This window comes from Aliirhizobium sp. YIM B11859 (genome assembly GCF_057163345.1).
The window spans coordinates 17,103-30,777 of the sequence record NZ_JBXHAY010000002.1; the positions used below are offsets into that span (position 1 = coordinate 17,103).

At 61.4% G+C, this 13,675-nt stretch carries 11 protein-coding genes; 7 read left to right on the forward strand and 4 right to left on the reverse strand.

What is annotated here, in order from left to right; translation table 11 throughout:
• Positions 1-67: 67 nt before the first annotated feature.
• From AC2GXZ_RS06305 to AC2GXZ_RS06315, 3 genes are all read left to right on the forward strand, one after another.
• Positions 68-1,399: a glutamine synthetase family protein gene (locus tag AC2GXZ_RS06305; protein ID WP_483758305.1), complete on the forward strand. Its 1,332-nt coding sequence runs from the start codon at positions 68-70 to the stop codon at positions 1,397-1,399.
• Between the two features lie 123 nt (positions 1,400-1,522).
• Complete coding sequence (locus tag AC2GXZ_RS06310; RefSeq protein WP_483758306.1) at positions 1,523-2,266, forward strand: GGDEF domain-containing protein; 744 nt, start codon at positions 1,523-1,525, stop codon at positions 2,264-2,266.
• A gap of 114 nt (positions 2,267-2,380) precedes the next feature.
• Complete coding sequence (locus tag AC2GXZ_RS06315; protein WP_483758307.1) at positions 2,381-4,765, forward strand: mechanosensitive ion channel family protein; 2,385 nt, start codon at positions 2,381-2,383, stop codon at positions 4,763-4,765.
• Between the two features lie 10 nt (positions 4,766-4,775).
• On the opposite strand, the gene AC2GXZ_RS06320 is transcribed toward AC2GXZ_RS06315, so the two are convergent.
• Positions 4,776-5,714, reverse strand: coding sequence for a diacylglycerol/lipid kinase family protein (locus tag AC2GXZ_RS06320; protein ID WP_483758308.1), 939 nt, complete (start codon positions 5,712-5,714; stop codon positions 4,776-4,778).
• A 258-nt stretch (positions 5,715-5,972) separates the two neighbouring features.
• Here AC2GXZ_RS06320 and AC2GXZ_RS06325 point away from each other — a divergent pair, with 258 nt between their 5' ends.
• The 3 genes from AC2GXZ_RS06325 (at position 5,973) to AC2GXZ_RS06335 (ending at position 8,819) form a co-directional block, all read left to right on the forward strand.
• A complete protein-coding gene (locus AC2GXZ_RS06325) occupies positions 5,973-7,196 on the forward strand; it encodes an MFS transporter (RefSeq protein ID WP_483758309.1) in 1,224 nt (407 codons plus the stop codon).
• A 93-nt stretch (positions 7,197-7,289) separates the two neighbouring features.
• Positions 7,290-8,306 (forward strand): zinc-binding alcohol dehydrogenase family protein, encoded by a 1,017-nt coding sequence (locus AC2GXZ_RS06330; RefSeq protein ID WP_483758310.1) that lies wholly within the window; start codon positions 7,290-7,292, stop codon positions 8,304-8,306.
• Positions 8,307-8,402: 96 nt separating this feature from the next.
• On the forward strand, positions 8,403-8,819 hold the full coding sequence (locus tag AC2GXZ_RS06335) for a DoxX family protein (RefSeq protein ID WP_483758311.1): 417 nt from the start codon (positions 8,403-8,405) through the stop codon (positions 8,817-8,819).
• Positions 8,820-8,883: 64 nt separating this feature from the next.
• Here AC2GXZ_RS06335 and AC2GXZ_RS06340 read toward each other — a convergent pair whose 3' ends face one another.
• From AC2GXZ_RS06340 to AC2GXZ_RS06350, 3 genes are all read right to left on the reverse strand, one after another.
• A complete protein-coding gene (locus AC2GXZ_RS06340; RefSeq protein ID WP_483758312.1) occupies positions 8,884-9,495 on the reverse strand; it encodes a L,D-transpeptidase in 612 nt (203 codons plus the stop codon).
• Between the two features lie 112 nt (positions 9,496-9,607).
• Positions 9,608-10,348, reverse strand: a complete 741-nt coding sequence (locus AC2GXZ_RS06345) for a pentapeptide repeat-containing protein (protein ID WP_483758313.1) — start codon at positions 10,346-10,348, stop codon at positions 9,608-9,610.
• Between the two features lie 188 nt (positions 10,349-10,536).
• Positions 10,537-12,201 carry an electron transfer flavoprotein-ubiquinone oxidoreductase gene (locus tag AC2GXZ_RS06350; protein WP_483758314.1) on the reverse strand — a complete coding sequence of 555 codons (1,665 nt, stop codon included), beginning with the start codon at positions 12,199-12,201 and terminating at the stop codon, positions 10,537-10,539.
• A 407-nt stretch (positions 12,202-12,608) separates the two neighbouring features.
• Between AC2GXZ_RS06350 and AC2GXZ_RS06355 the strand changes: the two genes are divergently transcribed.
• Positions 12,609-13,397 (forward strand): SDR family oxidoreductase, encoded by a 789-nt coding sequence (locus tag AC2GXZ_RS06355; protein ID WP_483758315.1) that lies wholly within the window; start codon positions 12,609-12,611, stop codon positions 13,395-13,397.
• Positions 13,398-13,675 lie beyond the last annotated feature (278 nt).

The window sequence follows — 13,675 nt, forward strand, 5'->3', positions numbered from 1 at the left end:
CCTTAGATTGTGCCTGCAATTCTTATCGGTTACGAACGAGGTTCCGCAACCTAAGAGATGACGCTTCATGACCGATCGCATTGAGCCCCATATCGAAATCCTGCTCGTCGGCATGAACGGGGATCTGCGCGGCAAACGCATTCCAAAATCGAAAGAAAAGAAAGTGTGGGACGGCACCGTGCGGCTGCCCTCCTCCACCCAGTCGCTGGATATCTGGGGCGACGACAATGACGACATTACCGGGCTGTCGCTTTCCGTCGGCGATCCCGACGGGCAATGCATTCCCGATCCGCGCACATCCGCGCCGATGCCCTGGGGGCCGGAAAGTTCGATCCAGGTTCTGGCGACGATGCACGAGATGGACGGTACACCCAGCTTCATGGATCCGCGTGCCATCCTTGCAAACCTGCTCCAGCGCTTTGCTTCACTTGGTCTGACGCCGGTGGTGGCGACGGAACTGGAATTCTACGTGATGCAGGACGATTGGCGCGAGACCGGCCGCCCCCGCCCGCCGGCCAGGCTAATGTACCGGGACCAGCCGAACGGGTTCCAGCTTTACGACATGGGCGCCGTCGATGCGCTGGACGATTATCTGCAGACGGTGCGTTCATGGGCGAAGCTTCAGGACATTCCGGCCGATGCGACGACCGCCGAATTCGGCCCCGGCCAGTTTGAGATCAATCTTCTGCACCGGGCCGATGCGCTGGCGGCGGCCGACGACTGCATCTATCTGAAGCGGATCGCCGAACAGGCGGCGCGACGCCATGGACTGAAATCCACCTGCATGGCCAAGCCCTATGGCGATCAGGCGGGCTCGGGCCTGCATGTGCATGCCAGCATCATCGACCGGGACGGAAACAACATTCTCGATGCCAAGGGCGGCGATCCGGTGAAACTCAAATCGGTCACGGCCGGAATGCTGAAGACGATGCGCGATGCGCAGCTGATCTTTGCACCGTTTGCGAATTCCTATCGGCGTTTCCAGCCAGGATCGTTCGCGCCGGTCGATATCGACTGGGGGCTGGGCCATCGTGGCACGGCGGTGCGCATTCCCGATGCCTCGGGACCGGCGGCACGCGTCGAGCACCGGGTCGCGGGCGCCGACGCCAATCCCTATCTGCTGTTGACCGCAATCCTCGGCGGCATGCTGATGGGGCTCGAAGATACGCTCGATCCGGGCCCGGCAACAGAGCCGGGACAAGAGCCTCCAGCCGGTACGAAGCGGCTGACGCATGATTTCCTCACCGCCGTCGAGGACTTTTCCGCCTCGCCCTTCATCCGCGACGTCTTCGGCGCGCGTTACCAGAAGCTCTATGGTGACACCAAACGCAAGGAGGCCATCACCTATCTGCGTACGGTGAGCGATTTCGATTACCAGACCTATCTGCCGAGGATCTGATGCCGCAACACTTTGGAGACGCGCATCGCCAAGGGTTTTGCGACCTTTAGGCGATTTGTTCAGCCCATATTAAAATTCCATCCTCTAAGGAGTTTGGATATTTAATTTCTTTCGTGGCGGGCGATGCGCATTATTCTGGCGAAATCCCTAGTGATCGGAATCGCGGCAACGATCGCTTCGCTTGCTCTTTCTTTTGCGATCGTGCCGTTTCTTGGTGGCAAGGTTGCGGGGGCCGGGCTGATCATGACGATCGTCTGCCCGCTGGTGATTTCCATTCCAGCCTCCATTCTCCATCTCTGGCAGGCAGACCGGATCAGGCGTGCCAAGGCCGATACTGCCGATGCGCTGGCAAAACTGGCCGTCGCCTATGAAGACCTGCGGCAGCTTTCGCGCCTCGACGGTCTGACAGGGTTGTTGAACCGCGCTGCATTTCTCGACGAGCTGGAGACATTGAGCCGCATGGGCGTCAGCGGCGGGCTGATGTTTCTCGATCTCGACCATTTCAAATCGATCAACGACCGCCACGGACACGCGAGCGGAGACGACGTGTTGCGCCAGACCGGGCGGCTGATTGCGGCCAAAACGGGCGCATCCGACATTGCCGGGCGGTTGGGCGGCGAGGAATTCGCCCTGTTTCAGGTCGGGTTGACGCCAACGGAACTGGCGCGCCGTTGCGAGGATATCCGCTCCGGCATAGAGGCGATCGAACTCCGCTCCACGTCCGGGCTGCGCGTCCCGGTTTCCGCCAGTATCGGTGCGCTTTTATGCGATCCGGGCTTTGATCCGGACATGTGCCTCAAGGGTGCGGACGAACATCTCTACGAGGCGAAATCACGCGGTCGCAACCAGGCCGTCGCGTCGCTTTAGGCGGGCCTTTCGCGAACCAATCGACAGACGCCATCCTGCTGCTATAGATTGCGTTGACGGTTTGTCGCACCCGGCGCCGATCGGTTGGGAGAAGCTGCGTTTGGGACATTGGCCATGAAGATGATTTTTGCATATCTGCGCGCAATATTTGCCGCAATGCTCACCTGGGGCGCCGTGACGCTGGTCGCAACCCCCGTCGTGCTTGCGCAGGATGCGCCACTGACGATCATCGTGCGGCCGGGGCAAAATGCCGTAGATGTCCAGCAGGTCCTCGACTTTGCCGCCCGCAGCGGCAGGCCGGTCGCCATCCAGGTGGGAGACGCGGCAGCATCAGCGCCGATAGCGGCCGCTGTCGTGCCGGTCACCGGCGCGCCCGCCAGCACCGCGCCAGCCAACACGCCGACGGCAGCGATCCTTGCCGCCAGTTCGGCAAACCCGGCAGTTCCGGCCGCCGTGGCGGCGCCAACCGCTGCCTCTGCGAACCCGGCGCCTGCAACCTCATCACCTGTTCCTTCCGCCGCGCCGATGACGCCGACGCCGGAAATGATGGCGACGGATATGGGCCTGGCGAAATGGAGCCAGTTTTCCGCAGCCTTCCAGCGCGGCGTGACGACCGCCCTGTCCGGCATACGCGCCATGCCGGCTGCGATGGAGATGGGAGACGACAAGCTCACCGCTGAAGGCAGCGGCTATGGACCGGCCTTTGCCACCGCCGCAGCGGTGGTCACAATCGCGGCGATCGTGACCCTCGTCGTCAGGCGCATCGCCAGCGGCCTGTTTGCCAGAAATCATGCCGCGCCGTCGCGATTTTCCGGCGTCGTCCGGCTGAGCATACGACGCCTCATCGGCGATCTCATCTCGGTCGCGCTTTTTCTGGGAACGGCGCGCCTTGCAATCCATCTCGCCGGGCCGGAGGGCGAGATGATGGCACGGGTCGCCGACGGCGCGTTGACGGCGGTGGTGGTGGCGTGCCTCTACGTGTCGCTGGCGCGGCTGCTGTTCAAGGACAATCTGGACGGGCGAAGCCTGGTGCCGATCCGGCGGCCGGGCTGGCATTTCCACATCCTGATCAGCTATGGCGTGATCAGCGCGGCGCTTGCCGAAACGGCGCGGCTGGCCGACAGTCTCGGTGTCGACCGGCTGACCATAGACGGCTGGTTCCTCACGACCACGACGCTGCTCACCCTGCTCAAGCTCTACTGGTTCATCGGCGGCCGCAACGATATCCGCGCCGCCTTTATCGGCGGCAGCGCCGGCATCATCCGCCGAGTGGCCGGGAATCTCCTGCCGGAATTTTATGTGGTGACGGCGCTGGCGCTGTGGCTGATCTGCGTCCTGTTCGCCGGCACGCCGAACAGCGCACGCTGGGTGTTTGCCGCCGGCTCCACCCAGATGGCGCTACTGGCGCTGCCGATCCTGGCGCTTGGCGCGCATGCGCTGGTCGACGACATTGCCCGGCATCACCAGCGCCAGCATGGCGCCGGTCTGGCGACGGCGGTGCTCGCCAGTCTGCGGGTACTGTGCGCCGGTGCGGTCTGGGTCGGCGGGCTGCATCTCGTCGCCTCGATCTGGTCACCGTTCATGGGCGGCGATACGTCGGCCGCCGCCGACTGGGTCTTCTGGCTGGAAAGACTTTCCATCGCGGTCGTCGGCTGCTGGGCGGTGGCCGGTTTCATCTGGAACTATTCCGAAGCGCTGGCGCCCTCGCCGACCATCATGCTGCCCGGCCATGAGGACGAAAACGAGAAACGGCCGACGAGCCGGCTGTCGACGGCGCTGCCGGTGATCCGCAACCTGGCGCTTGGCGGGGTGCTGGCGGTGGGCTCGCTGGTGATATTAAGTTCGCTCGGCCTCAACGTGGCGCCGCTTCTTGCCGGTTTCGGGGTTCTCGGCCTGGCGCTTTCCTTCGGCTCGCAGGCGCTGGTGAAGGATATCGTCTCCGGCATCTTCTTCATCGCCGAGGATTCGTTCCGTATCGGCGAATATATCAGCACCGGCAGCCTGCAGGGCACGGTGGAACAGATCGCCATCCGTTCGGTGAGGCTCCGGCACCATAACGGGCCGGTGCATACCGTGCCTTTCGGCCAGATCAATTCGGTCAGCAATTTCAGCCGCGACTGGGGGACGATCAAGTTCCAGATGAAGTTTGAGCGCGACAGCGATCCGGAACTGATCCGCAAGACCGCCAAGAAAGTGGGGATCGCCATGCTCGACGATCCGGAATTCGGTGCCGACTTCCTCGTGCCGCTGAAGATGCAAGGCATTCAGGACATTACCGAGAACTCGATCATCGTACGCTTCAAGTTCACCTCGCTGCCCGGCAATCCGAGCATCATCAAGCGCGAGGCGATCAAACGGCTGATCGTCGCCTTCAAGGCCGCCGGGCTGGAATTTGCCTCCAATGCGGTGACGGTGCGCTCCAGGGGCGAAGGTGCTCATGACGATGCGGCGGCGGCATCGATCGTGCCGCTTGCGCCCGTTGCGTCGGCGAGTGCCTGACGGGAACTGGCTAAATGCCGCTACCGTGCTGTTCGGTGATCTCCGGCTGAGGCAGCCGGTCGACGAGGACCTTCAACTCGCCGGCATGGATCTTCAACAGAATGTCGCGGTCCATCGGTAGAAGCTCACCATCTATGACACAGCGGACATCCTTGCGATGGCGGGGAAAATGCAGCTCGAGCTCGGTCACGGTCATAGCGGTGACCGCCTCGTTGTCCTTCAGCCGGCCGCGCAGGATATCGAGCGTCAGTTTTGCGACGCCGGCCGGGGTCAACGGATCGGCGATGTAGAAGCCCAGATGTCCACGGGTGACATCATCGGCATACATCAGCGCATCGGTGCCGAACTCGTTGTTGGAGACGGATATCGCCGAGACCTTGCGAGACCCGGTCGTGCCTTCCGCATCGAACTCGACCTCGAATTCCGGCGGATTGAGCATCACGCCGATCGCAGCCCGGGTGCTGGCGCGGATTTTTCCGAGCCGCGAGGCGAAATGCATGGAATTGCGATACCGGACCATGCGGGCATGCAGGCCGGCGGAAAACTGGTGGACGAAGCTGCGACCGTTTGCGCTGGCGATATCGACGTCGCGCACCGAGGCGCCGGCGAGGAAATCAAGCGCCTCCCAGATGTCGAGCGGGATCTTCAGCGAGCGGGCGAAGAGGTTCATCGTGCCGGCCGGCACGATGCCGAGCGCGATGCCGCTCTTCCAGGCGATCGAGGAGGCGGCCGAGATGGTTCCGTCGCCGCCACCGGCGATCAGGCCATCGACGCCGGTGAGCGAGGCCGCCTTTTCCATCGTCTCGACCACCTTGTCGCCGGCCACGACATGGCATTCGATCTCATGCCCCGCTCCTTCGAACGCGCGCAGCGCATGGGCGCAATAGGCGTCCATGTCGGTGGTCCTGAAGGTTCCGCCATCGCGGTTGAATACGGCATAGAGGTTCATCGAAATCCTTCAAGCAAAGGCAAGCGGCGAAAAACGGCTGGCTGCTGAAATGGTTGCGCCAACCCCATCCGGCAATGGCCAAGACGGCGATTGGTGGAAATCCGTCAAGATTTGTCGATGAAAATTTGACGGAACCCATTCTTTTTCTACCGCAACGCACAATGACATGCTAAACTTCAATTCACGGCTCGCACCGGGCCTTCACGGACCATTCGGGGTCTCTCCCCTTCCCGCTCCATTTTCTGACGATCTGACATCATGACCGACAGCGCACATCCCATCGACGCCGCGCGCCCCGCGGCCGAACAGCATTCCCTTTCGCCAATGGCCATCCTGCTGATAGAACTGGCACTCGCAGTTGGCGGGTTCGGTATCGGCACCGGAGAATTCGTCATCATGGGCCTGCTGCCCGATGTGGCAAAGACCTATGATGTCAGCATTCCGATGGCAGGTTACGTGATCAGCGCCTACGCGCTCGGTGTCGTCGTCGGTGCGCCGATCATCGCCGTACTGTCGGCCAGGCTTTCGCGGCGCACGCTGCTTCTGGCGCTGATGGGCGTGTTTGCAGTCGGCAATATACTGTCGGCCATGGCGCCGGATTTCTGGAGCTTCACCATCCTGCGGTTTATTACCGGCCTGCCGCATGGCGCCTATTTCGGCGTCGCCTCGCTGGTCGCCGCCTCGATGGTGCCGCCGAACAAACGGGCGCGCGCCGTCGGCCGGGTGATGCTCGGCCTGACGATCGCGACGCTGGTCGGCACACCGCTTGCCACGTTCATGGGGCAGTTGCTCTCCTGGCGCTCGGCCTTCTATCTCGTCGGCTTCATTGGCCTGCTGACGGTGGCGCTCGTCTGGTATTTCAAGCCGAAGGACAAGGTGCAGGAAGGTGCGAGCATAAGCCGCGAGCTCAGCGCATTCTCCAAACCGCAGGTCTGGCTGACGCTTGCCGTCTCGGCAGTCGGTTTCGGCGGCATGTTTGCCGTGTTCAGCTATATCGCCTCGACGACGACCGAGACCGCCGGCCTGCCGGTCAGCCAGGTCGCCGTGGTCCTGGCGCTGTTCGGCATCGGCATGAATGTCGGCAATATCGTCGGCTCGCGTCTCGCCGACATATCGCTCAAGGGCACGATCGGCGGCTCTATGGCGTTTTACACGCTGGTCATGCTGGCGTTTGCCGCCTTCGCCCATATTCCTTTCATGCTCTACCTGACGGTGCTACTCGTCGGCTGCGGTTTTGCCGCGGGGCCGGCAATTCAGACCCGGCTGATGGATGTGGCAGCCGATGCGCAAACGCTTGCCGCCGCTTCCAACCATTCGGCTTTCAATATCGCCAATGCATCGGGCGCCTGGCTCGGCGGGCTGGTTATTTCCTGGGGCTGGGGATTTGCCGCGACCGGTTATGTCGGGGCGCTGCTCTCCTTCCTCGGGCTTTGCGTCTTCCTGATCTCGGTTCGAATAGAGCGCCGGCTCGGCCACGCCTGATTACGGCGCGACCGTACCGGCCGCGGCCCAATCCACCTTGCGCCATTGACGCCCTCGCGCCATCTATCTCTTCAAGATCAGTGGAGATGACCGATGCGCGCCGTGGGCTTTGACCAGAACCAGCCGATTACGTCCGAAACAGCGCTCGTCGATATCGAGCTGCCGATGCCTGAAGCAAAGGGCCGCGATCTTCTGGTGGAAATCCGCGCCATCTCGGTCAATCCCGTCGATACCAAGACCCGCAAAAATGCCGTTGTCGAAGCCGGACAATACAAGGTTCTCGGTTATGATGCGGCCGGCGTGGTTGTCGCGGTCGGCCCGGATGTCAAACTGTTCAAGCCGGGTGACGAGGTTTTTTATGCCGGCGCGATCAACCGGCAGGGCACGAATGCCGAATTCCATCTGGTCGACGAGCGGATCGTCGGAAAGAAGCCGCAGAGCCTGAGCTTCGAGGAAGCGGCCGCGCTGCCGCTGACTGCGATCACCGCCTATGAGACGTTGTTTCACCGGATGAAGGTGCAGGACAAAATTTCGGGCGCGTGGAATGCCGTGCTGGTGATCGGGGCTGCCGGCGGGGTCGGCTCGATCGCCATCCAGCTTTTGCGCGAACTGTCCGACGTCACGGTGATCGGCACCGGCTCACGACCGGAAACGCAGGACTGGATCCGAGACCTCGGCGCCCATCATGTGCTCGATCATTCCAAACCACTGGCAAAACAGATCGCCGAGATGGCGATCGGCGCACCCGGTTTCGTGTTTTCGATCACCGAGACCTCACAGCATATCGGCGACATTCTCGAACTGATCGCACCGCAGGGCCGGCTCGGTCTGATCGACGATCCGAAGGAGCCGGTCGATGTCAGGCAGTTCAAGCGCAAGGCGCTGTCGATCCATTGGGAGACGATGTTCGCCCGGCCGGTCTTCCAGACACCCGACATCATCGAGCAATACAAGCTGCTCAACCATGTCAGCGAACTGGTCGATCAGGGCAAGATCAGGACGACGCTTTCCGACATGCTCGGTCCGATCAATGCTGAAAACCTGAAAAAAGCGCATGCGCTGATCGAAGCGGGCAGCACGCGCGGGAAACTGGTGCTTTCGGGCTTCTGAGGCTGTCGCATACGGCGACGACGGCCGGCATCCGCATATACTTACCAAACCGCAAATTTCGCGCTATGATTGCACATCTTCATGGAGGGGGCTCTCATGGCGCAGTCACAGACGACATCATTCGGCAATCCGATCGAGATCCTGACCGGCTCCACCTGGTTCGGTTATCTCGCCCGTATCCTTTTGACCTTCTCATTCTGGGGAAGCGGGCTGTCGAAGCTCATCGACTTCCAGGGCGGCGTGGCGGAAATGGCCTATTTCGGGCTGGAGCCGGCGGTCGCCTTCAATATCGCAACGATCATCACCCAGCTCGGCGGCTCGATCCTCGTCATTCTCAATCGCTGGACATGGCTCGGCGCCGGGGCGCTTGGCGTGTTCACGGCACTGACAATCCCGATCGTGCATCATTTCTGGACGATGGAAGAACCGTTCAAGACGCTGGAATTCTATGTGGTGATGGAGCACATCACTGTTATCGGCGCGCTGATGGTGGTGGCCTGGAAGGCCAGATGACGAAAAGCCCGCCACGCGGATAGCGAGGCGGGCCTTGTCTGGAAGCTGACCGATTTCGTACGGCTCAAGCCTGGATGACGACGACCTTGGCGCCGACCTGGACGCGGCTATAGAGGTCGATGACGTCGTGGTTCATCATGCGGATGCAGCCGCTCGACATGGCATGGCCGATCGAGTCCGGCTGGTTGGTGCCGTGGATGCGGAAATGCGTGTCGACGCCGCCACGATAGAGATACATGGCGCGGGCACCGAGCGGGTTGTTGGGGCCGCCCGGCATGCCGCCGGCGAGCTTACGATACCGTTCCTCGCGGCGCTGCATGTTGAGGGTCGGCGTCCAGCTCGGCCATTCCGCCTTGCGGGCGACATAGGCAGAACCGGAAAAGGCCATGCCCTCGCGGCCGACACCGACGCCGTAACGGATCGCTTGGCCACCACCCAGGATGTAATAGGCGCGGCGGGCCGGCGTATCGACGACGACCGTGCCGGCCTCGTAATTGCCGCCATAGGCGACCTGCTGGCGGCGCAGCTCCGGCTTGATCTTGTCGATCGGCACGCGGCGGAGCGGAAACTCCTCTTCCGGCACAGCGGCGTAGTTCTGCTGATCGTTATAGGTCGAAGCGCAACCGGCCAGCAGGAGCGGCAGGCCAGCCAGAAGGCCGCGGCGGGAAATCGGCATGATCATGTCCTTGATGCGTCGAAAAGATGACGCAAGCTAAGGATGTTATGGTTAATGCATCGCTAATGGGATGTGTCGCCGGGGCCTCTCCCGGTAACAATTGTGTTTCGGACTATTCGTCCTCGCAGGGCCATTGCGTTGGTATCTGCATGCCGGAGGGCAGCTTGGTTGCCGTATCGCCGCAAGCAAGCGAGATCTGGTCCTGCGTCAGCCCCGTCGCATTCGACAGGTCGACACCTTCGATCCTGGTGAGGAAAAGGAAGGCATTGGTGAAATCGATGGACCCGCCCATTTCGGCATTGTGGAATGTCGCGCGCGAGAGGTTGGTCATGGCAAAGCGGGTATTTTCCAGCTTCGCCTTGTAGAAGATCGCACGGCCGAGTTCCGCCTTGGTGAAATCGACATAGTGCAAGTCAGCATCGGAGAAATTCGCGCGCTGCATTTCCGACGACACGAAGCTCGCGCCGGGAGCAGAAATACCGGAGAGATTGCTGCGATAACCTTCGGTCCGTTCGAAATTGGCGCCTTCCGCATTGGCGCCGGCAAGCGAGGCACGGACCAGCATGGTCTTGTTGAAATTGGCCTTCTTGAGATTGGTGCGGCTGAGGTCGGTCATCGACAAATCGGCACCGGAGAGATTACCTCCCTCGAAATTGCTGTTGTCCAGCATCAGCAGGCGTTTCTTGCAATTGCTCCAGTCGATGCCAGGCTGAGGATCGGCACGGCAATCGACGGCAGCCGCAGTGCCTGCCGAAAATATGCCGACGCAAGCCAGCAATGCGACAAGCCCCAGCGACCGCCGATATAAGGTCCGCGCCAATGCGCGACCGGAGAAAAGGTGCCTAGTGTTCATCGCGACCAGATCCATGGAGCAGCAAGTTCCCGTCGGCTGCCTCGGCTTCAGAACTATCTCTCTTTCTGTCAACACGAAAGAGAGGCGGGCTGCAACAGAATATGAGCATCGCTCCGGGAGTTTTCCATAGACCCGGACCAAGGACCGCAGGGAATACGGCCCGCAAAACGGCGCGGGCCGGACCGGCATCACATGTTCGGATAGACCGGGCCTTCGCCGCCCTGCGGTGGCACCCAGTTGATGTTCTGGTTGGGATCCTTGATGTCACAGGTCTTGCAGTGGACGCAGTTCTGGGCGTTGATGACATAAGTCTCCTCGCCATTCTGCTCGCGCCATTCGTAAACCCCGGCCGGACAGTAGCGGGTAGACGGACCTGCATAGACGTCATGCTCGGATCGCTTCTGCAGATCCATGTCCTTGACCTTGAGATGGACCGGCTGGTCTTCCTCGTGATTGGTGTTGGAGAGGAACACCGAGGACAGGCGATCGAAAGTCAGAACGCCGTCCGGCTTCGGATAGTCGATCTTCTTGTGCTTGGCGGCGGGCTCCAGCGACTGGGCGTCGGTCTTGCCGTGTTTCAGCGTGCCGAACAGCGAAAAGCCGAACAGCTGATTGGTCCACATGTCGAGGCCACCGAGCGGAATGCCGATGACGGTGCCGAACCTGGACCAAAGCGGCTTGACGTTGCGCACCTTCTTCAGGTCGCGGCCGATCGGGCCGTCGCGCCATGCGGTCTCGATCTCGACCGGCTCGTCATTGGCGCGGCCATCGGCGATGGCGGCGGCAAGCTTGTCGGCCGCGAGAATGCCGGAAAGGACGGCGTTATGCGAGCCCTTGATGCGCGGCACGTTGACGAAACCGGCCGAACAGCCGATCAGCGCGCCACCGGGGAAGGACAGTTTCGGCACCGACTGATAACCGCCTTCGGTGATTGCCCGTGCGCCATAGGAGATGCGCTTGGCACCTTCGAAAGTGGGGGCGATGGCCGGATGGGTCTTGAACCGCTGGAATTCCTCGAAGGGGAAAAGATAGGGGTTCTTGTAATTGAGATGCAGGACGAAACCGACGGCAACGAGATTGTCTTCCAGATGGTAAAGGAAGGAACCGCCGCCGGTCTTCATGTCGAGCGGCCAGCCGAAGGAATGCTGGACGAGCCCCTGCTTGTGGTTCTCGGGCTTGATCTCCCAGAGTTCCTTGATGCCGATGCCGAATTTCTGGACGTCGCGATCCCTCGACAGATCGAATCTGGCAATCAGCTGCTTGGCGAGCGAGCCACGCACGCCCTCGCCGATCAGCGTGTATTTGCCAAGAAGCGCCATGCCGCGGGTGTAGTTCGGGCCGGGCTCGCCATTCTTCTCGATGCCCATGTCGCCGGTTGCGACACCGATGACGCGGCCTGCGTCGTCATAGAGCACTTCGCTTGCGGCAAAGCCGGGATAGATCTCGACGCCGAGTTCTTCCGCCTTGCCGGCCAGCCATCGACAGACATTGCCGAGAGACACGATATACTTGCCGTGATTGCTCATCAGCGGCGGCATGGCGAAGTTCGGCAGGCGAATGGAACCGGCCGGCCCCAAGAACAGGAACTGGTCGTCGGTGACCTCGGTCTTGAACGGATGGCTTTCGTCTTCGCGCCAGTCGGGCAGGAGCTGATCGATGCCGACCGGATCGACTACCGCGCCGGACAGGATATGGGCGCCGACCTCGGCCCCTTTTTCGAGAACGACGACGGTCAGGTCGGGATTGATCTGCTTCAACCGGATCGCAGCCGACAGGCCGGCAGGTCCCGCGCCGACGATCACGACGTCGAATTCCATCGATTCCCGTTCGGGAAGTTCCATCTCTTCGCTCATTCTCAACTGCCTCCGCCTTGGCGGGATCCCCTTTTTGTCAATCTTCTACTTGGCAAATGCCAAGACGGTTGTCGAGCCGAGTTGCGACACCGGCTGACCTGACAAGAAAGTACCCGATTTAATCTGCAAAATAATTTACGTTTACGTCAACGTTAAATTGCCTTGCAGACCTCCTCATTTCTCGTTGTCATACAACCTGACGACCTGCAACCTGTTTGTATCGCCGGTCATCCGTAAAGTTAAAACGCCTGGTAAGCCAAGCTTGTTTAGGGCGTTGCGTCCTATCGCCGCTTCGCCTGCGGCAGGATCAACATTGGACGGTCACCGGTGGATGCGGACTTCCAATGTCGGCTTCAGCGGCTATAAACGCATCAACAGACAAGCCAGCCAATGAAGGACACACAGAAATGGATCTCGGAATTTCGGGCAAGAGGGCTCTGGTGCTCGCATCTTCGCGGGGCCTCGGCCTCGGCATCGCCACGGCACTCGCCAACGAAGGCGCCAACGTTCTTCTGGTCGGGCGTTCGGGTGACAAGCTCGCCGAAAACTGCAAGGCGATCAACGCGGCGGGAAAAGGCAAGGCTGACTGGGTCTGGGGCGACCTCGGCGAGGACAATTTTGTCGAGGCGATGGTCAACGCGGTGAAGGAAAAGCTCGGCGGCATCGACATCCTCGTCAACAATACCGGTGGGCCGACACCCGGCGGCACGCAGGATATGAGTATCGACAAGCTCGACACCTTCTTCCAGTCGATGGTGCTGCGGGTCATCGCGCTGACCAACGCCTTTCTGCCGCAGATGAAGGAACAGGGCTGGGGCCGGATCCTGACGGTCGCGTCTTCCGGCGTGCTTGAGCCGATCCCTAACCTTGCGCTTTCCAACACACTGCGCGGCGCGCTGGTCGGCTGGAACAAGACGCTTTCCAGCGAAGTCGCAGGCTTTGGCATTACCGCCAACATGCTTCTCCCAGGCCGGATCCTGACCGACCGTATCGTCGAGCTGGACGGCGCCAATGCCAAGCGTCTCGGCAAGAGCCTCGATGAGGTTCGTGACGCTTCGGTCAAGACCATCCCCGCCGGCCGCCTCGGCACGGTCGAGGAATTCGGCGCGGCAGGCGCCTTCCTGTGCTCGCAGCCGGCAAGCTACATTACCGGGACGATGCTGCGCGTCGACGGCGGCGCTGCCCGCTCGCTTTGAAATAGAGCCGCAAGGCTTTCGCCCCTCATCGCCGGCTTCGGATCAAGCAAGCCGGCGATCCTGACCCTTTCGACTCGTTTCCTGCCCATCGGGCTTTGCCCGCAACAGACACCAACGGCCCGGACATATCCCCAACGGCCCCGGTCGAGGCGATCCCGACCTGCTTTGCGATAACGGATCGCTCACCATTCGGTGAATTGGGGCCCCATGCCGCAGGTTAAGCCTCTCCATTACAGAGATTTAATGCCGTTCCTGGCGTGAATTCGCGTATTTTTGAC

Coding starts and splice junctions, on each gene's coding strand:
- AC2GXZ_RS06330 (WP_483758310.1), top strand. CDS start 7,290: ATGCGCGCCGTGGGCTTTGACCAGAACCAGCCGATTACGTCCGAAACA.
- AC2GXZ_RS06340 (WP_483758312.1), bottom strand. CDS start 9,495: ATGCCGATTTCCCGCCGCGGCCTTCTGGCTGGCCTGCCGCTCCTGCTG.
- AC2GXZ_RS06355 (WP_483758315.1), top strand. CDS start 12,609: ATGGATCTCGGAATTTCGGGCAAGAGGGCTCTGGTGCTCGCATCTTCG.
- AC2GXZ_RS06310 (WP_483758306.1), top strand. CDS start 1,523: ATGCGCATTATTCTGGCGAAATCCCTAGTGATCGGAATCGCGGCAACG.
- AC2GXZ_RS06345 (WP_483758313.1), bottom strand. CDS start 10,348: ATGAACACTAGGCACCTTTTCTCCGGTCGCGCATTGGCGCGGACCTTA.
- AC2GXZ_RS06320 (WP_483758308.1), bottom strand. CDS start 5,714: ATGAACCTCTATGCCGTATTCAACCGCGATGGCGGAACCTTCAGGACC.
- AC2GXZ_RS06325 (WP_483758309.1), top strand. CDS start 5,973: ATGACCGACAGCGCACATCCCATCGACGCCGCGCGCCCCGCGGCCGAA.
- AC2GXZ_RS06350 (WP_483758314.1), bottom strand. CDS start 12,201: ATGAGCGAAGAGATGGAACTTCCCGAACGGGAATCGATGGAATTCGAC.
- AC2GXZ_RS06315 (WP_483758307.1), top strand. CDS start 2,381: ATGAAGATGATTTTTGCATATCTGCGCGCAATATTTGCCGCAATGCTC.
- AC2GXZ_RS06335 (WP_483758311.1), top strand. CDS start 8,403: ATGGCGCAGTCACAGACGACATCATTCGGCAATCCGATCGAGATCCTG.
- AC2GXZ_RS06305 (WP_483758305.1), top strand. CDS start 68: ATGACCGATCGCATTGAGCCCCATATCGAAATCCTGCTCGTCGGCATG.